Raw genomic sequence first — 17,034 nt, 5'->3', positions numbered from 1 at the left:
CGGTGGCCAACACACCTTCCGCCAAAAAACGTGCAAAACAGGCTGAGAAGCGTCGCAGCCACAACGCCAGCCTGCGTTCCATGGTTCGTACCTACATCAAGAATGTAGTTAAAGCCATCGACACCAAAGACGCTGAAAAAGCTCAAGCTGCTTACGTTCTGGCCGTGCCAGTTATCGACCGTATGGCCGATAAAGGCATCATCCACAAGAACAAGGCCGCTCGTCATAAGAGCCGCCTGAATGGCCACATCAAGGCTCTGAACGTTGCTGCTGCAGCCTAAGTGGTAACAACTGCCACGCGACCTCAGGTTGCGTACAGTTAAGAAATGCCCCGTACCGAAAGGTCCGGGGCATTTTTGTTTTCTGGAATACACAGATCAAAATGTGGGAGGGGGCTTGCCCCCGATAGCGGTGTATCAGTAAGAAATACTTTGACTGACACACCGCCATCGGGGGCAAGCCCCCTCCCACATTTGGATTGCGGTGAATTTCAGATAAAAAAACGCCCCGAACCAGTCGGGGCGTTTTTGCTACCGATTGATCAAACCACAATCAATGGTGATGACCGCCTTCACCGTGGACGTGGCCATGAGCCACTTCTTCTTGGGAAGCGTCGCGAATGGCAACGATCTTCACCTGGAAGTTCAGGCGCTGGCCAGCCAGAGGGTGGTTACCGTCAACGGTCACGTCGTCGCCGTCCAGATCGCGGATGGTCACGATCTGCATTTGGCCGTCCGGCGCGGAAGCGTGGAACTGCATGCCGACTTCCAGCTCATCAACACCTTCGAACATGCTGCGGCTCAAGGTGCTGACCAGTTCGGCGGAGTATTCGCCGTAGGCATCTTCAGGTTCTATGGCAACGGTCAGTTCATCACCAACCGCCTTGCCTTCCAGCGCCTTTTCCAGGCCTGGGATGATGTTACCCGCGCCTTGCAGGTAGACCAGCGGCGCGCCGCCGGCTGAGCTGTCGATGACCTCACCAGCGTCGTTGGTCAGGGTATAGTCGATGGAGACAGCCTTGTTAGCGGCGATCGTCATGGGGCGAGACCTTTTGCATAAGAATGAAGAACGGACAAGTCTAAACAAGGATTTGCCCGAAAGCGAACAGAACCCGGACGGACGGGGCCGACCAACGGTCTCGACGATAACCGGATTCCACCAGGACGACGACCTGCACTGGGTCGCCGAGCTGTCCTGCGGCCACACTCAGCATCTGCGCCACCAGCCGCCGTGGCAGTCGCGCGCCTGGGTGCTCGACCCCGCGCTACGCCTTGAAAAAATAGGCCAACCCTTTGCCTGCGGCTGGTGTGCGCAACAGCACGAATAACGATAACCTTGGCGCCTGATTCGCGGTAGGCGCTCAAGCATAGAGCGCCACCCCAGCCATGCACCTCCAGAGAATTCGCATGCAGACTTTTTTTATCGCGCCCACCGATTTTGGTGTGGGCCTGACCTCCATCAGCCTTGGGCTGGTGCGTACCCTGGAACGAGCCGGGCTGAAAGTCGGTTTTTTCAAACCGATTGCCCAGCCACATCCTGGCGATACCGGCCCTGAGCGCTCCACCGAACTGGTGGCGCGCACCCACGGCCTGAAACCGCCCCACCCCCTGGGCCTGGCCCATGTCGAGCGCATGCTCGGCGACGGCCAGCTGGATGAGTTGCTCGAAGAAATCATCACGCTGTACCAGCAAGCCGCCGTGGGCAAGGATGTGCTGATCGTCGAAGGCATGGTGCCGACCCGCAGCGCCAGTTATGCGGCCCGGGTCAACCTGCACCTGGCCAAGAGCCTGGATGCCGAAGTAATCCTGGTCTCGGCCCCGGAAAACGAAGTGCTTACCGAACTGTCCGGTCGCGTGGAACTGCAGGCGCAATTGTTCGGCGGCCCGAAAGACCCGAAAGTACTCGGCGTGATCCTCAACAAAGTGCGCACCGACGAAAGCATGGAGGCCTTCTCGGCGCGTCTCAAGGAGCACTCGCCGTTGTTGCGCAGCGGTGATTTCCGCCTGCTCGGCTGCATTCCCTACCAGCCCGAACTCAACGCGCCGCGTACCCGCGACGTGGCCGACCTGATGGGCGCGCAGATTCTCAATGCCGGCGACTACGAAACCCGGCGCATGACCAAGATCATCATCTGCGCCCGCACCATGCGCAACACCGTGGAGCTGCTCAAGCCCGGCGTGCTGGTGGTGACACCCGGCGATCGCGACGACATCATCCTCGCCGTCAGCCTGGCTGCGATCAACGGCGTGCCGCTGGCCGGCCTGCTGCTGACCAGCGACACCCTGCCCGACCCGCGCATCATGGACCTGTGCCGCGGTGCGTTCCAGGCCGGGTTGCCGGTGCTGTCGGTGAGCACCGGTTCCTACGACACCGCCAACCAGCTCAATAGCCTCAACAAGGAAATCCCCATCGATGACCGCGAACGTGCGGAGATCATCACCGACTTCGTCGCCAGCCACCTCGATGCGCGCTGGCTGCACCAACGCTGCGGCACGCCACGGGAGATGCGCCTGTCACCTGCGGTATTCCGCTACCAGTTGATCCAGCGCGCCCAGGCCGCCAACAAACGCATCGTGTTGCCCGAAGGCAGCGAGCCGCTGACCGTGCAGGCCGCCGCGATCTGCCAGGCGCGGGGCATCGCGCGCTGCGTGCTGCTGGCCAAGCCGGCGGACGTGGAAGCCGTCGCTCGCGCCCACGGCATCGATTTGCCCGAAGGCCTGGAGATTCTCGACCCGGACCTGATCCGCCAGCGCTACGTAGAGCCAATGGTGGCACTGCGCAAGAGCAAAAGCCTGAACGCACCGATGGCCGAGCAGCAGTTGGAAGACACCGTGGTGATCGCCACCATGATGCTCGCCCTGGACGAAGTGGACGGCCTGGTCTCCGGCGTTATCCATTCCACCGCCAACACCATCCGCCCGGCCCTGCAGCTGATTAAAACAGCACCGGGCTGCACCCTGGTGTCGTCGGTGTTCTTCATGTTGTTCCCCGAGCAAGTGCTGGTGTACGGCGACTGTGTGATGAACCCGCACCCCAGCGCTGCGGAGCTGGCGGAAATTGCCTTGCAAAGCGCCGACTCGGCGGCCGCGTTCGGCATCGCCCCGCGCGTGGCGATGATCAGTTATTCCAGCGGCGATTCGGCCAGTGGCGAAGAAGTGGAAAAAGTCCGCGAGGCCACCCTGCTCGCCCACGAACAGCAAAGCTCACTGCTGATCGACGGCCCGCTGCAATACGACGCGGCCGCCAACGAAAGCGTGGCCCGGCAATTGGCGCCCAACAGCCAGGTCGCCGGCAAGGCCACGGTATTCGTGTTCCCCGATCTGAACACTGGCAACACCACCTACAAAGCCGTGCAGCGCAGCGCCGATTGCGTAAGCCTGGGGCCGATGCTCCAAGGCTTGCGCAAACCGGTCAACGACCTGCCACGCGGCGCCCAGGTGGACGACATCGTATACACCATCGCCCTCACCGCGATCCAAGCCGCCAACCGACCTATGGATATCTAAATGCTGGATTTTCTACCTGCCGCCGTGCGCGGGGTAATCGCTTCCCTGCTGCTGGCGCTGAACACGATCCTGCTGTGCTCGTTCCTGTTTATCGTCGCGCTGTTCAAGGCGCTGCCCTTCGCCAAGCGCTTCAGCGAATGGCTGATGAATCACACCCACGAGGCCTGGGTCACCAACAACAAGGGCTGGATGAACCTGGTACGGCGCACACGCTGGCACCTGAGCGGCCTTGCAGGCCTGGATTATCAGCATTCCTATCTGGTGACCAGCAACCACCAGAGCTGGGTCGACATCATGGTGCTGCAATACGTGCTCAATCGGCGGATTCGCCCGCTGAAGTTCTTTCTCAAACAGGAACTGATCTGGGTGCCGGTGATTGGCCTGGCGTGGTGGGCCCTGGGCTTTCCGTTCATGAAGCGCTACAGCAAGGCGTACCTGGAAAAACACCCGGAAAAGAAAGGCAAGGACCTGGAAACCACGCGCAAGACCTGTGCAAAGTTTCGCGACAACCCGGTGGGCATCTTCAACTTCGCCGAAGGCACGCGGTTCACGCCGGGCAAGCATGCGCAACAGAATTCACCGTTTCGCTATCTGCTCAAGCCCAAGGCCGGCGGAATCGCGTTTGTGCTGGATGCCATGGGTGAGCAATTGAAGTCACTGGTGAATGTGACCATTCACTACCCTGGCGGGCGTCCGGGGTATTGGGACTTACTGTGCGGGAATGTGAAGGACGTGGTGGTGCAGTTCGAAGAAGTGCGGATTCCGGCCGAGTTTATTGGCAAGAATTATGAGCAGGATGGGGAGTATCGGTTGGCGTTCCAGGGCTGGATCAACCAGCTGTGGGAAGACAAGGATGCATTGCTGGACAAGCTGCACACCGATTTCCCAGACAAAGGATAATCAAAATGTGGGAGGGGGCTTGCCCCCGATTGCGGTGTGCCAGTCAAAAGATGCAGTGACTGACACTCAGCAATCGGGGGCAAGCCCCCTCCCACATTTGACCGAGTACTGGCTTAGATCGCGCCACGCTGGCGCAACAGTTCCAGCACCTGCTTGACGCTGTCTTCCAGCGACAGGCTCTGGGTGTCGATCACCAGATCGGCATTCAACGGCACGTCGTACGGGAACGACTCGCCCGGGATGTTATCGCCACCGGCAGCGTACAAGCCTTGCGGATCACGCTCGGCACACACCAGCGGCGAAGTCTGCACATAGACGGTCAGCAGACGGTCAGCACCAATCAACGCCTTCGCCTGCTCACGGCCTTCGGCATCCGGGGCGACGAACGCAGCCAGGGTCAGCAAGCCAGCCTCGTTGAACTGGCGCGCCACGTGAGCGGCGCGGCGCCAGTTTTCGGTACGCCCGGCGCGGTCCTGCGGCAGACCTTTGTTCAGGTCGTGACGCAAGTTCTGGCCGTCCAGTACAAACACCGCACGCCCCATGTCGAACAGCTTGCGCTCGACCGCATAAGCCAAGGTGCTCTTGCCGGCGCCGGACAGGCCGCTGAACAACACGGTGGCCGGCTGCTGGCCGAAGCGCAGGGCACGTTCTTCGGTAGCCACATGCGCGAGGCTGCCGTGCTGCGCAGAACCGCCATGATTGACCGGTGGCGCGATGATCATGCCCGCAGCCACAGTGCCATTGGTCAAACGGTCGATGACGATGAAGGCGCCCGTGGTGCGGTTGCTGTCATAGCCATCCAGCGCAATGGCGGCATCGAGACTGACCTTGACCCGACCAATTTCATTCAACTGCAGGGAACTGGCCGGGCCTTCGGCCAGGGTGTTCACGTCCACACGGTGCACGATGCTGGTGATGGAACCCGGCACGTAGCTGGTGGCGCGCTTGATGTCGTATTTCTTGCCCGGCAGCATCGGCTCTTCGGCCATCCACACCAGCATGGCGTCGAAGGCGTCGGTCACTTGCGGCACGTTGTCGGCGTGTACCAGCAGGTCGCCACGGGAGATATCGATCTCGTCTTCCATGGTCAGCGTCACCGCCTGACCGGGACCTGCGTGCTCCAGCTCGCCCTCGAACGTGACGATGGATTTGACGCGGCTGCTCTTGCCCGACGGCAGCACCACGACTTCGTCGCCCTTGTGCACGATACCGCTGGCCAGGGTGCCGGCAAAACCACGAAAGTTCAGGTTCGGGCGGTTGACGTACTGCACCGGGAAACGCAGGTCGGTGTAGTTGCGGTCGTTGGCGATCTCGACGGTTTCGAGGATCTCCATCAGCGACTGGCCGGTGTACCAGGGCGATCGCTCGCTCTTGTTCACCACGTTGTCACCCTTGAGCGCCGACATCGGCACAAAGGCCAGGGTGCTCGGCTTGAAGGCGATGCCGTCGGCAAACTTCAGGTAATCGGCCTTGATCGACTCGAACACGCGCTGGTCAAAGCCGTTGATGTCCATCTTGTTGACGGCAACCACGATGTGCTTGATGCCCAGCAGCGAGGCGATGAAGCTGTGGCGCCGGGTCTGGGTCTGCACGCCGTAGCGGGCGTCGATCAGGATGATCGCCAGGTCACAGGTGGACGCACCGGTGGCCATGTTGCGGGTGTACTGCTCGTGGCCTGGGGTGTCGGCGATGATGAATTTACGCTTGGCGGTGGAGAAGTAGCGGTAGGCGACATCAATGGTGATGCCTTGCTCACGCTCGGCCTGCAGGCCGTCGACCAGCAAGGCCAGGTCGATGTCATCGCCGGTGGTGCCGGATTTTTTCGAATCGCGGGTGATGGCTTCCAGGTGATCTTCGTAGATCATCTTGGAGTCGTGCAGCAGGCGCCCGATCAGGGTGCTCTTGCCGTCGTCGACGTTGCCACAGGTCAGGAAGCGCAACATTTCCTTGCGCTCGTGCTGGCCCAGATAGGCGAGGATGTCCTCGCTGATCAAATCAGATTGATGGCTCATTGGGTTCAAGCTCCGAGCTGTAAGCTTCAAGCGGCAAGCTTGTCGGCGTACAGCTAGTCAGAAATTTTGTTGATCAGGGCGCAGAGCATTTTAGACAGCTCGCGAGTTTCTGTAATCCAGTTGGCAGCCAGCGGTTGAGCGATGTAAGCGATGTCGCTACCGATGAGAATCTGCGTACGCAACTCTCCACAAGAAGCCTTAGCAATCCAAAGAAAACGGACCTTCTCTTTGGCACTGCAACGCTCCATGCCTTCAGCAATGTTGGAGGGCACCGAAAGTGCCGAGCGGGTAATCTGATCCTTGAAACCAAAATCCCGACACTGCGCAAACTCTCGATAAATTCCCACCGCCAGACATTTGCTTCTCTGCCAAACAACCAACTTCTCGAAATCCATTACGAGTCACTCAATAGCGGCTCGCAACAACCGGCTGCAAGCACCAAACTGCAAAATTACGCATACCGCCTTTAACTTGCAGCTTGCCGCTTGTAACTCGAAGCTTAAAAGTACCCTTGACGTTTTTTATCTTCCATGGAGCCAGCGCCATCGTGGTCGATGACACGGCCCTGGCGCTCGGAAGTTCGCGTCAGGAGCATTTCCTGAATGATGTCCGTCAGCGTCTCGGCTTCGGACTCCACCGCGCCCGTCAACGGGTAGCAACCAAGGGTGCGGAAACGGACTTTCTTTTTGACGATGCGGGCTTTGTCTTCGTCGGACAGGTGCTCGAGGATGCGGTCGTCGTCGATCATGATCAACGTGCCGTTCTTCTCGATCACGTCGCGCTCGGCGGCGAAATACAACGGCACGATCGGGATGCCTTCCAGGTAGATGTACTGCCAGATGTCCAGCTCGGTCCAGTTGGACAGCGGGAACACGCGGATCGACTCGCCCTTGTTGACGTTGCCGTTGTAGACGTTCCACAGCTCCGGGCGCTGGTTCTTCGGGTCCCAGCGGTGCTTGCTGTCGCGGAATGAATACACGCGCTCTTTGGCACGGGATTTCTCTTCATCGCGACGCGCGCCGCCAAAGGCAGCGTCGAAACCATGCTTGTCCAGGGCCTGCTTGAGGCCTTCAGTCTTCATGATGTCGGTGTGCTTGGCGCTGCCGTGGGTGAACGGGTTGATGCCCTGCGCCACACCGTCAGGGTTGACGTGGGTGATCAGGTCCAGGCCCAGCTCCTCGACCATTTTGTCGCGGAACCTGTACATCTCCTGGAATTTCCAGCGGGTGTCGACGTGCATCACCGGAAACGGCAATTTGCCCGGGAAGAAGGCCTTGCGTGCCAGGTGCAGCATCACGGCGGAGTCTTTACCGATCGAGTAGAGCATCACCGGGTTGTCGAACTCGGCGGCGACCTCGCGGATGATGTGGATGCTTTCCGCCTCCAGCTGTTTCAGATGCGTCAGTTTGTCGACCATGGCTACTCACGGAAAAACGATCTTGTGGACGGCCAGCGGGCCGTGTTCGAGCGGGGCATGCTAGCACAGCACCTGCTTCTATTCAGGGCGCCAACTAGATCGAAACGGTATATGAATATACCCCTGAGTTTGGCCTCGAGTGTGGAAGGGGGCTTGCCCCCGATAGCGGTGGAACAGTGAAATAGGTGCTGACTGACACACCGCAATCGGGGGCAAGCCCCCTCCCACATTGTGCCCTTCGACAGGTTTAGATCGGGTTGGGGCAATCGATGAACAGATGTTCCAGGGCAAAGCGTCGCGCCAGGTAATCGCCCAGTGCCTGTACGCCATACCGCTCGGTGGCGTGATGGCCGGCGGCGATGAAGCTGATGTCGTTTTCGCGGGCGCTGTGGAAGGTCTGCTCGGACGCTTCGCCGCTGATGAACAAGTCGACGCCTGCGGCAATCGCGTTGTCGATGTAACCCTGGCCGCCTCCGGTGCACCAACCGACGCGGCGGATCATCTCGCCGCCTTCGATCAACAGTGGCTCACGGCCCATCACGTCCTGCACGCGACGGGCAAAGTCGCGCGGTGACAGCGGCTCGGCAAGCGAGCCGACCAGGCCAACGATTTTGGGATTGCCGGGGTCCAGCGGGCCTTCGACGGTGATGTCCAGTTGCCTGGCAAGCTGCACGTTATTGCCTACCTCTGGGTGCAGGTCCAATGGCAGGTGGTAGGCCAACAGGCTGATGTCGTGCTTGAGCAAGGTTTTCAGGCGGCGCTGCTTCATGCCGGTGACGCAGGGGTTTTCACCCTTCCAGAAATACCCGTGGTGCACCAGGATCAGGTCGGCCTGGGCTTCGACGGCGGCGTCCAGCAGGGCCTGGCTGGCGGTGACGCCGCTGACGATGCGCATCACCTGGGGCCGGCCCTCGACTTGCAGGCCATTTGGGCAGTAGTCGGCGATTTTCAGGCTGCCAAGGTAGCGGTCCGCTTCCTCGACGAGGGTGGTAAGGGGGACGGCCATAAAAGACTCCTAAATATCCGGTTCGCAGGCGTCACAGCCTCGTATAATGCGCGACATTATGGGCGCTCCCGCGCCCCCTGCAACCTGTCAGGACTTACTTGATGCTCAAGGCACTGCGTTTTTTTGGATGGCCATTGCTGGCTGGCGTGCTGATCGCGATGCTGATCATTCAGCGTTATCCCCAGTGGGTGGGCCTGCCCAGCCTGGATGTGAACCTGCAGCAGGCCCCGCAAACCAGTACCGTGGTGCAAGGCCCGGTGACCTATGCGGACGCCGTGGTCATCGCCGCCCCCGCCGTGGTCAACCTGTACACCACCAAGGTCATCAACAAGCCGGCACATCCCCTGTTCGAAGACCCGCAGTTCCGCCGCTATTTCGGTGACAACGGGCCCAAGCAGCGCCGCATGGAGTCCAGCCTCGGTTCCGGGGTGATCATGAGCCCCGAAGGCTACATCCTCACCAATAATCACGTGACCACCGGCGCCGACCAGATCGTGGTGGCCCTGCGTGACGGCCGCGAGACCCTGGCCCGCGTCGTGGGCAGCGATCCGGAAACCGATCTTGCGGTACTGAAGATCGACCTGAAAGACCTGCCGTCGATCACCCTCGGCCGCTCCGACGGCCTGCGCGTCGGTGACGTGGCGCTGGCCATCGGCAACCCGTTCGGCGTCGGCCAGACGGTGACCATGGGCATCATCAGCGCCACCGGGCGTAACCAACTGGGCCTTAACAGCTACGAAGACTTCATCCAGACCGACGCGGCGATCAACCCCGGCAACTCCGGCGGCGCGCTGGTGGACGCCAACGGCAACCTGACAGGCATCAACACGGCGATTTTCTCCAAGTCCGGCGGCTCCCAGGGCATCGGTTTTGCGATTCCGGTGAAGCTGGCGATGGAGGTGATGAAGTCGATCATTGAACACGGCCAGGTGATTCGCGGCTGGCTGGGCATTGAAGTCCAGCCCTTGACCAAAGAGCTGGCCGAGTCGTTCGGCCTGACCGGACGCCCGGGCATCGTGGTCGCGGGGATCTTCCGCGACGGGCCGGCGCAGAAAGCCGGCCTGCAACTGGGCGATGTGATCCTCAGCATCGACGGCGCACCCGCCGGTGATGGCCGCAAGTCGATGAACCAGGTGGCGCGGATCAAGCCGACCGACAAGGTGGCGATCCAGGTGATGCGCAACGGCAAGGAAATCAAGCTGTCGGCGGAAATCGGCCTGCGCCCGCCGCCGGCCACGGCGCCGGTGAAGGAAGAGGAATAAGCGGCAGCGCACCAGTGCCCGTCAGTGGGCGCTGGTGCATTGATATTACCTAGCAATCCCTCTCATTAGACATGTTATATTGTTTCAATATCGACATTGGAACGCTCTATCATGCCGTCTCGAAAGTTTACGCCCCTGGCCGGGCTGGCCCTGGGTTTGCTGCTCGACCCTGCCTACGCCGAAGAAAACACCCTGGAACTGGACACCATCAGCGTCACCACCGACGCCTATGAGGCGGCGACCGGCCCGGTGCAGGGTTACCGCGCGACCCGCTCCGCCAGCGCCACCAAGACCGATACCGCCCTGCGCGATATCCCGCAATCAATCAGCGTGATTCCCGCCACGGTGCTCAAGGACCTGGGCAGCACCAGCGTGGAACGCGCCCTGGAGTTTGCCGGCGGCGTCTCCAAGCAAAACAATTTCGGCGGCCTGACCCTTTACCAATACAGCGTGCGCGGCTTCACCACCTCCGAGTTCTACCAGGATGGCTTCAGCGCCAACCGCGGCTACCCGAGCACGCCGGACGCGGCGAACATCGAACGCATCGAAGTGCTCAAGGGGCCTGCGGCCAGCCTGTACGGGCGTGGCGACCCCGGCGGCACAGTGAACATCGTCAGCAAGAAACCCCAGCCCGAGGCCTTCACCACGTTGCAAACCAGCGCGGGCAGCTGGGATCGCTACCGCACCGCACTGGACGTGAATACTCCGCTGGACAATGAGGGCCGCGTGCTGTCACGCGTGAACCTGGCGGTTGAAGACAACCACAGTTTTCGCGATCACGTGGACGCCAAGCGAGTGTTCGTCGCACCGTCCTTCAGCTGGCAACTGGACCCGGACACCAGCCTGCTGGTGGAAAGCGAGTTCGTGCGCCACAACTCCACGTTTGACCGCGGCATGGTCGCCAACACCGGCATGTCCCGCTCCACGTTCCTCGGCGAGCCCGACGACGGCAATATCCGCAACCACAACAACCGCATCCAGGCGGCACTCGAGCATCACCTCAACGATGCCTGGAAGCTGCGCCTGGCCAGTCATTACAAACAAGGCAGCCTGTGGGGCGACGCTTCGGAAAGCCGTGCGCTGAACGCCGACGGTCACACCGTCAACCGCCGCTACCGCGAGCGCTCTACCGGCTGGCACGACAGCATCACCCAACTGGAACTGCGCGGGCTGTTCGATATTGGCAGTTGGCAGCATGAACTACTGGTCGGCACCGAGTACGAGGACTACCGCAAGAAGGAACGGGTGACCGCTATCGGCGGCAGCAACTACCCCATTGATCTCCACAACCCGGTCTACGGCCAGCCAAAACCCAATGGCACGCGCACCGGCACCGATTTCTTCGAGCAGACCCAAAGCCATGCGCTGAACCTGCAAGACCAGATCGTCTTCACCGACCGCCTGCGCGGCATGGTGGGCGCGCGCTTCGAGCATTTCGAGCAGAGCACCGACGACTTCACCCGCAACCATGCCAAAAGCCGGCAAACCCATGACGCCCTCACCCAGCGCGCCGGCCTGCTCTATCAACTCACGCCGCAGGTTGGGGTATTCGCCAACGCCTCCACCTCGTTCAAGCCCAACAGCGGCCTGGATGCCGGTGGCAAGACCTTCAAGCCGGAAGAAGGCGTGGGCTATGAAGTCGGGGTCAAGAGCGAGCTGTTTGACGACCGCCTCAGCGCCACCGTCGCCGCCTTCCATATCGAGAAGGAAAACGTGCTGACCCTGGACCCGGCGACCAACACCAACCGCGCCATGGGCAAGGCGCGCAGCCAGGGCCTGGATGTGCAACTGACCGGGCAGGTCACCGACGCCATCCGCGTGATCGGCGCTTTGGCCTACATCGACGCCGAAGTGACCAAGGGCGATAAGACCCTTCCTGCCGGCAGCCGCATCCTCGGCGTGGCCAAACGCAGCGGCAGTCTGTTGGGGGTGTACGAATTTCAGGACGGCGCGTTGCGCGGTTCCGACCTGGGGGCAGCGTTTACGTATGTGGGTGATCGCTCCGGTGAGGCGGGAACAGGTTTTGAACTGCCCGCTTACCACACCGTCGATCTGCTGGCGCATTACAAGGCGACGGAGAATGTCACCGTGGGGCTGAACCTCAACAACCTGTTCAATGAGAAGTACTACGAGCGGTCCTACAGCAGCTACTGGGTCAACCCGGGCGAACCGCGCAACTTCACCGTCAGCCTTACACTCAATCTATAAACGGGCACCGTACAAATGTGGGAGGGGGCTTGCCCCCGATGGCGGTGTATCAGTCAAACATGCTGAGGCTGACACTCTGCTATCGGGGGCAAGCCCCCTCCCACAATTGGATCACCGCAAGGCTTGATTGAGCCGCACAACGTCACCGTCAGCCTGAGCCTTAACCTTTGACAGACATGGGACTCAATGTGGGAGGGGGCTTGCCCCCGATAGCAGTATGTCAGTCTCAACATTTCTGACTGATACACCGCTATCGGGGGCAAGCCCCCTCCCACAATTGGATCACCGCAAGGCGTGATTACAACGTAACCGGCGCTCTTTCGCAGAGGGTATTGAGCGCCTCCGCCCACTGCGGGTCATCGTTCAAGCAGGGCACCAGCACCAACTCTTCGCCCCCCGCCTCACGGAACTGCTCCAGCCCGCGATCACCGATTTCCTCCAGGGTCTCGATGCAATCGGCGACAAACGCGGGGCACATCACCAGCAGTTTTTTCACGCCTTGCTGCGCCAGGGCCTCAAGACGCGCCTCGGTGTAGGGTTCGATCCATTTGGCGCGGCCCAGGCGCGACTGGAACGCCACCGACCACTTGCCGTCCGGCAACCCCAGCCGCTCAGCCACATCGCGGGCAACGCTGAAACATTGCGCGCGATAACAGGTGGCAAGCACCTCAGGCGAGGCATTCTTGCAGCAATCGGCATCCTTGAAACAATGCTGGCCGGTCGGGTCGAGTTTGGTCAGGTGACGCTCGGGCAAGCCGTGGAAACTCAACAGCAGGTGATCGTAAGCCTGTTCCACATGCGGCCGTACACTCGCGGCCAAGGCATCGAGGTACTCAGGCTGGTCGTAGAACGGCTGCAGGATGGAGAATTGCACCTTCAGTTTCTTGTCGCGCACCACACGCCTGGCTTCCTCTACCACCGTGGTCACGGTGCTGTCGGCAAACTGCGGGTACAGCGGCGCCAGCGTCACGTTCTGAATGCCCTGGGCAGCCAGGCGCGTCAGCACCGTTTCAAGCGAAGGCTCGCCATAACGCATTGCCAGTTCTACGGGGCCTTGGGTCCATTGCGCGGTCATCTGCTGCTGCAGGCGACGGCTGAGGACCACCAGTGGCGAGCCTTCGTCCCACCAGATGGACGCATAGGCATGGGCCGACTGCTCGGGGCGCTTGATCAGGATCAGTGAGACCAGCAAGCGACGTACCGGCCACGGCAGGTCGATGACATAAGGGTCCATCAGGAACTGATTGAGGTAGCTGCGCACATCGGCCACCGAAGTGGACTTCGGCGAGCCCAGGTTGACCAGTAACAACGCGTGATCGCTCATGCAACATCCTATTTCTAGAGGCGGCCGGACAAGTCGTCCAGGGCCGCACGCAACTCAGTGAACTGGAAAGTGAAACCTGCGGCCAGCAGCCGCTCGGGCAGTGCCTTTTGTCCGCCCAGCAACAAGCCCGATAACTCGCCCAAACCGACCTTCAGCGCAAAGGCCGGCATCGGCATGAACGCCGGGCGGTGCAACACCTGGCCCAACGTCTTGGCAAACTCGCGGTTGCGCACCGGGTGTGGCGCGCAGGCATTATAAGGACCACGGGCGTCAGCCTTGTGCAGAAGAAAATCAATCAGGGCGATTTGATCGCGGATGTGCACCCACGGCATCCATTGCCGGCCATTGCCGATCGGCCCGCCCAGCGCCAGTTTGAACGGCAGCAACAGGCGCGACAAAAAGCCGCCCTCGGCCGCCAGCACCAGGCCGGTACGCACCAGCACCACGCGAATGCCCAAGGCCTCGGCACGCGCGGCGGTTTCTTCCCAGGCGATACACAACTGGCTGGGAAAATCATCCTGCACAGGGCCGCTGTCTTCAGTCAATTCGCGCTCGCCGCCATCGCCATACCAGCCCACGGCGGAACCTGAGATCAGCACCGCCGGTTTCTGCTCCAGGCGTTCCAGCCACGCCAGCAGATTTTCAGTCAGGCTGATGCGACTGCTCCACAACAAGGCCTTGCGCTTGTGGGTCCAGGGACGGTCGGCAATCGGCGCACCGGCAAGGTTGACCACCGCATCCACCGCGCCGATCACGTCCTGCAGGCGCCCAACGCCCAGGACCTGCGCGCCGCAAATACGCGCAACGGATTCGGGTGTACGGCTCAACACGGTCAAGCGATGGCCCTGGGCAAGCCAGTGCCGGCACAGTTGACGGCCGATCAAGCCGGTACCGCCGGTCAGCAAAATATGCATGGGACTCTCCTCATGTAACGTTCGCCGCCGCTCACTGGTCTATTTTATAAGCAGGGATCGATTTTATATTCGAGCGTGACGATCGTTTAGCCTGTTGGCTTAACCATAGGTCACGTCACACAATCAGGCACGCCAAAACTTATACCAAAAAACAATATTGTACAGCTATTGGTGTCGGCGTAGTCTGTACCCAACGGTAAAACGAGGCCTCCCATGACTGTCCCCATCGCGATCATAGGTGCCGGCATCGCCGGTCTCTCCGCCGCCCGAGCGTTACGAGACGCGGGGCACGTTGTACAACTCTTCGATAAAAGCCGCGGCAGCGGTGGCCGTATGTCCAGCAAGCGCAGCGACGCCGGCGCGCTGGACATGGGCGCACAGTACTTCACCGCCCGCGACCGGCGCTTCGTCAACGAGGTGCAGCGCTGGCAAAGCCATGGCTGGGCCGAGCAGTGGAAACCCCAGCTGTATAACTTCAAGGCCGGCCAACTGACGCCCTCCCCCGATGAACAGATCCGCTGGGTCGGTACGCCGCGCATGAGCGCCATTACCCGCGCCCTGCTCGATGACCTGCCGGTGCAATTCGGTTGCCGCATTACCGAGGTGTTCCAGGGCACCCAGCACTGGAACCTGCTCGATGCCGATGGCGGCAGTCACGGTCCGTTCAGCCATGTGATCATCGCCACGCCGGCGCCCCAGGCCACCACCCTGTTGGCCGCCGCACCGAAGCTGGCGAGCGCCGTGGCCGGGGTGAAAATGGAGCCGACCTGGGCCATCGCCCTGGCCTTCGACACGCCGCTGGATACGCCGATGGAAGGCTGCTTCGTACAAGACAGCGCCCTCGACTGGCTGGCACGCAACCGCAGCAAGCCCGGGCGTGATGTCAGCCTCGACACCTGGGTGCTGCATGCCACCAGCACCTGGAGCAAGGCGCACCTGGACCTGTCCAGGGAAGCTGTGATCGAACACCTGCACGGCGCCTTCGCCGAATTGCTGCACTGCACCATGCCCGCGCCATCATTCAGCCTGGCGCATCGCTGGCTCTACGCCAGGCCGTCCAGCAGCCATGAATTCGGCGTGCTGGCCGATGCCGACCTGGGCCTGTTCGTCTGCGGCGACTGGTGTTTATCCGGACGCGTCGAAGGCGCCTGGCTCAGTGGCCAGGAGGCGGCGCGACGGTTGATCGAGCACCTGCAATGAACCGCTTGAATCCGGCCAAACTGCTGCTGTCGAAATGGACCGCGACATCTCCAAAAAACAAGGAAAAACACTTCCTCGTCACCGAGCTGTTCCGTGACGAGGAAGGCACCGTACTGGAAATCGAACTGCAAGCGGTGATGACCCGGCGCAGCGAACGCCTCCCATGGCAGGCCCTGCAGAACCCTGAAAGCTGGAAAATGGGCTGGACGTAAATCAGGGCGAAAATACCTATACAAAATTATTGACTTGTACAAGATCAAATCTATGATGAGATTAGTTGTACAGGGATAAAAAACTGTACAGGAATTTCGCAGAGGTTTACCCATGCCCCATTCCGTGAAACCCAAGATCGGCATCAGCGCCTGCCTGCTGGGCGAAAACGTGCGTTTCAACGGCGGGCATAAGCAATCCCTCCTGTGCACCCAGACCCTGGCCGACTACTTCGACTACGTGCCGCTGTGCCCGGAAGTCGCCATCGGCCTGGGCATCCCCCGTGAAACCATTCGCCTGGTCGGCGACGCGGCCAACCCGCAGGCCGTGGGCACCGTGCACCGCGAACTCAACGTGACCCAGCCGCTGGATCAATACGGCCAGCAGATGGCGGCCGAACACACCGACCTGTGCGGCTACATCTTTATGCAAAAGTCGCCCTCCTGTGGCCTGGAGCGGGTCAAGGTATACCGGGAGAACGGCGCCCCGGTGGATGGCGGCGGGCGCGGTATCTACGCCCAGGCGTTCTGCGCGCGCCACCCCAATCTGCCGGTGGAAGAGGACGGTCGCCTGAATGATCCGGTGTTGCGCGAAAATTTCCTCACCCGCGTATTCGTCTACGCCAGCTGGCAAGGATTGCTCGCCGAAGGCCTGACGCGTCACCGCCTGCTGGCCTTCCATTCGCGCTACAAATACTTGTTGATGGCCCACAGCCCGGCGCATTACAAAAGCCTCGGCCACCTGCTGGGCAGCATGACCAAGGACACCCACCTGGACGAATTGGCCAGTTGCTACTTCAGCGACCTGATGACCGGCCTGACCAAGTGCGCTACCCGTGGCACCCACACCAATGTGCTGCAACACATCAGCGGCTACCTCAAGCAGGCGATCAGCGCCGATGACAAACAGGAAATGCAAACCGTCATCAGCCAGTACCGCCAAGGCATCGTGCCGCTGGTGGTGCCGCTCACGTTGCTCAAGCACCACTTTCGTCAACACCCGGACCGCTACATTGCGCAGCAGGCCTACCTGCAACCGCACCCGGAAAACCTCAGCCTGCGCAATGCGATCTAAA

At 61.0% G+C, this 17,034-nt stretch carries 16 protein-coding genes; 9 read left to right on the top strand and 7 right to left on the bottom strand.

Annotated features, from left to right (window positions below; translation table 11 throughout):
- Window positions 1–2 precede the first annotated feature (2 nt).
- Window positions 3–281, top strand: a complete 279-nt coding sequence (rpsT, locus tag CIB54_RS00430) for a 30S ribosomal protein S20 (RefSeq protein ID WP_003171647.1) — start codon at window positions 3–5, stop codon at window positions 279–281.
- 271 nt (window positions 282–552) lie between these two features.
- Here rpsT and CIB54_RS00425 read toward each other — a convergent pair whose 3' ends face one another.
- Window positions 553–1,038, bottom strand: coding sequence for an FKBP-type peptidyl-prolyl cis-trans isomerase (locus tag CIB54_RS00425; protein WP_065950630.1), 486 nt, complete (start codon window positions 1,036–1,038; stop codon window positions 553–555).
- Between CIB54_RS00425 and CIB54_RS00420 the strand changes: the two genes are divergently transcribed.
- The 3 genes from CIB54_RS00420 (at window position 1,037) to CIB54_RS00410 (ending at window position 4,406) form a co-directional block, all read left to right on the top strand.
- Entirely contained in the window at window positions 1,037–1,327 is a 291-nt protein-coding gene (locus CIB54_RS00420) for a DUF3565 domain-containing protein (protein WP_101218191.1), read from the top strand. The genes CIB54_RS00425 and CIB54_RS00420 overlap by 2 nt on opposite strands.
- A 79-nt stretch (window positions 1,328–1,406) precedes the next feature.
- Window positions 1,407–3,506 (top strand): phosphate acetyltransferase, encoded by a 2,100-nt coding sequence (pta, locus tag CIB54_RS00415; RefSeq protein WP_065950628.1) that lies wholly within the window; start codon window positions 1,407–1,409, stop codon window positions 3,504–3,506.
- Complete coding sequence (locus CIB54_RS00410) at window positions 3,507–4,406, top strand: acyltransferase (protein WP_101218190.1); 900 nt, start codon at window positions 3,507–3,509, stop codon at window positions 4,404–4,406.
- Window positions 4,407–4,519: 113 nt separating this feature from the next.
- Here CIB54_RS00410 and cysN read toward each other — a convergent pair whose 3' ends face one another.
- The 4 genes from cysN to CIB54_RS00390 form a co-directional block, all read right to left on the bottom strand.
- Window positions 4,520–6,418, bottom strand: a complete 1,899-nt coding sequence (gene cysN / locus CIB54_RS00405; protein WP_101218189.1) for a sulfate adenylyltransferase subunit CysN — start codon at window positions 6,416–6,418, stop codon at window positions 4,520–4,522.
- A gap of 53 nt (window positions 6,419–6,471) precedes the next feature.
- A complete protein-coding gene (locus CIB54_RS00400) occupies window positions 6,472–6,813 on the bottom strand; it encodes a four helix bundle protein (RefSeq protein ID WP_065950625.1) in 342 nt (113 codons plus the stop codon).
- A 104-nt stretch (window positions 6,814–6,917) separates the two neighbouring features.
- Window positions 6,918–7,835, bottom strand: a complete 918-nt coding sequence (gene cysD / locus CIB54_RS00395; RefSeq protein ID WP_017529888.1) for a sulfate adenylyltransferase subunit CysD — start codon at window positions 7,833–7,835, stop codon at window positions 6,918–6,920.
- Between the two features lie 247 nt (window positions 7,836–8,082).
- Window positions 8,083–8,841 carry a Nif3-like dinuclear metal center hexameric protein gene (locus CIB54_RS00390; protein WP_065950624.1) on the bottom strand — a complete coding sequence of 253 codons (759 nt, stop codon included), beginning with the start codon at window positions 8,839–8,841 and terminating at the stop codon, window positions 8,083–8,085.
- Window positions 8,842–8,942: 101 nt separating this feature from the next.
- Between CIB54_RS00390 and algW the strand changes: the two genes are divergently transcribed.
- Together algW and CIB54_RS00380 are read left to right on the top strand one after the other, a co-directional pair.
- A complete protein-coding gene (gene algW / locus CIB54_RS00385; RefSeq protein WP_057725862.1) occupies window positions 8,943–10,103 on the top strand; it encodes a Do family serine endopeptidase AlgW in 1,161 nt (386 codons plus the stop codon).
- 111 nt (window positions 10,104–10,214) lie between these two features.
- Window positions 10,215–12,311, top strand: a complete 2,097-nt coding sequence (locus tag CIB54_RS00380; protein ID WP_101218188.1) for a TonB-dependent siderophore receptor — start codon at window positions 10,215–10,217, stop codon at window positions 12,309–12,311.
- Between the two features lie 298 nt (window positions 12,312–12,609).
- On the opposite strand, the gene hemH is transcribed toward CIB54_RS00380, so the two are convergent.
- Window positions 12,610–13,635, bottom strand: a complete 1,026-nt coding sequence (hemH, locus tag CIB54_RS00375; RefSeq protein ID WP_101218187.1) for a ferrochelatase — start codon at window positions 13,633–13,635, stop codon at window positions 12,610–12,612.
- Window positions 13,636–13,649: 14 nt separating this feature from the next.
- Entirely contained in the window at window positions 13,650–14,549 is a 900-nt protein-coding gene (locus CIB54_RS00370) for a TIGR01777 family oxidoreductase (protein WP_101218186.1), read from the bottom strand.
- Between the two features lie 213 nt (window positions 14,550–14,762).
- On the opposite strand from CIB54_RS00370, the gene CIB54_RS00365 reads away from it, so the two are divergent.
- The 3 genes from CIB54_RS00365 to CIB54_RS00355 all read left to right on the top strand — a co-directional run bounded on the left by CIB54_RS00365 (window position 14,763) and on the right by CIB54_RS00355 (window position 17,033).
- The gene (locus CIB54_RS00365; RefSeq protein WP_065950620.1) at window positions 14,763–15,749 is read left to right on the top strand and encodes an NAD(P)/FAD-dependent oxidoreductase; all 987 of its coding nucleotides are present in this window, start codon (window positions 14,763–14,765) and stop codon (window positions 15,747–15,749) included.
- On the top strand, window positions 15,746–15,961 hold the full coding sequence (locus CIB54_RS00360) for a TIGR02450 family Trp-rich protein (RefSeq protein ID WP_101218185.1): 216 nt from the start codon (window positions 15,746–15,748) through the stop codon (window positions 15,959–15,961). Before CIB54_RS00365 ends, CIB54_RS00360 begins: the two co-directional genes overlap by 4 nt.
- Window positions 15,962–16,073: 112 nt before the next feature.
- Entirely contained in the window at window positions 16,074–17,033 is a 960-nt protein-coding gene (locus CIB54_RS00355) for a YbgA family protein (protein ID WP_101218184.1), read from the top strand.
- Window position 17,034: the final 1 nt, after the last annotated feature.

This window comes from Pseudomonas fluorescens (assembly GCF_002837185.1).
GTDB lineage: Bacteria > Pseudomonadota > Gammaproteobacteria > Pseudomonadales > Pseudomonadaceae > Aquipseudomonas > Aquipseudomonas fluorescens_AM.
The sequence above is the reverse complement of the archived record's forward strand: the minus strand, read 5'-3'. Positions and strand labels throughout refer to the sequence as shown.

Excerpts from the sequence above, each read along its gene's own strand:
- algW (WP_057725862.1), top strand. The coding sequence starts at position 8,943 with ATGCTCAAGGCACTGCGTTTTTTTGGATGGCCATTGCTGGCTGGCGTG.
- CIB54_RS00370 (WP_101218186.1), bottom strand. The coding sequence starts at position 14,549 with ATGCATATTTTGCTGACCGGCGGTACCGGCTTGATCGGCCGTCAACTG.
- CIB54_RS00355 (WP_101218184.1), top strand. The coding sequence starts at position 16,074 with ATGCCCCATTCCGTGAAACCCAAGATCGGCATCAGCGCCTGCCTGCTG.
- hemH (WP_101218187.1), bottom strand. The coding sequence starts at position 13,635 with ATGAGCGATCACGCGTTGTTACTGGTCAACCTGGGCTCGCCGAAGTCC.
- CIB54_RS00365 (WP_065950620.1), top strand. The coding sequence starts at position 14,763 with ATGACTGTCCCCATCGCGATCATAGGTGCCGGCATCGCCGGTCTCTCC.
- CIB54_RS00360 (WP_101218185.1), top strand. The coding sequence starts at position 15,746 with ATGAACCGCTTGAATCCGGCCAAACTGCTGCTGTCGAAATGGACCGCG.
- CIB54_RS00425 (WP_065950630.1), bottom strand. The coding sequence starts at position 1,038 with ATGACGATCGCCGCTAACAAGGCTGTCTCCATCGACTATACCCTGACC.
- CIB54_RS00380 (WP_101218188.1), top strand. The coding sequence starts at position 10,215 with ATGCCGTCTCGAAAGTTTACGCCCCTGGCCGGGCTGGCCCTGGGTTTG.
- cysD (WP_017529888.1), bottom strand. The coding sequence starts at position 7,835 with ATGGTCGACAAACTGACGCATCTGAAACAGCTGGAGGCGGAAAGCATC.
- pta (WP_065950628.1), top strand. The coding sequence starts at position 1,407 with ATGCAGACTTTTTTTATCGCGCCCACCGATTTTGGTGTGGGCCTGACC.
- CIB54_RS00410 (WP_101218190.1), top strand. The coding sequence starts at position 3,507 with ATGCTGGATTTTCTACCTGCCGCCGTGCGCGGGGTAATCGCTTCCCTG.
- CIB54_RS00420 (WP_101218191.1), top strand. The coding sequence starts at position 1,037 with ATGGGGCGAGACCTTTTGCATAAGAATGAAGAACGGACAAGTCTAAAC.
- CIB54_RS00400 (WP_065950625.1), bottom strand. The coding sequence starts at position 6,813 with ATGGATTTCGAGAAGTTGGTTGTTTGGCAGAGAAGCAAATGTCTGGCG.
- cysN (WP_101218189.1), bottom strand. The coding sequence starts at position 6,418 with ATGAGCCATCAATCTGATTTGATCAGCGAGGACATCCTCGCCTATCTG.
- CIB54_RS00390 (WP_065950624.1), bottom strand. The coding sequence starts at position 8,841 with ATGGCCGTCCCCCTTACCACCCTCGTCGAGGAAGCGGACCGCTACCTT.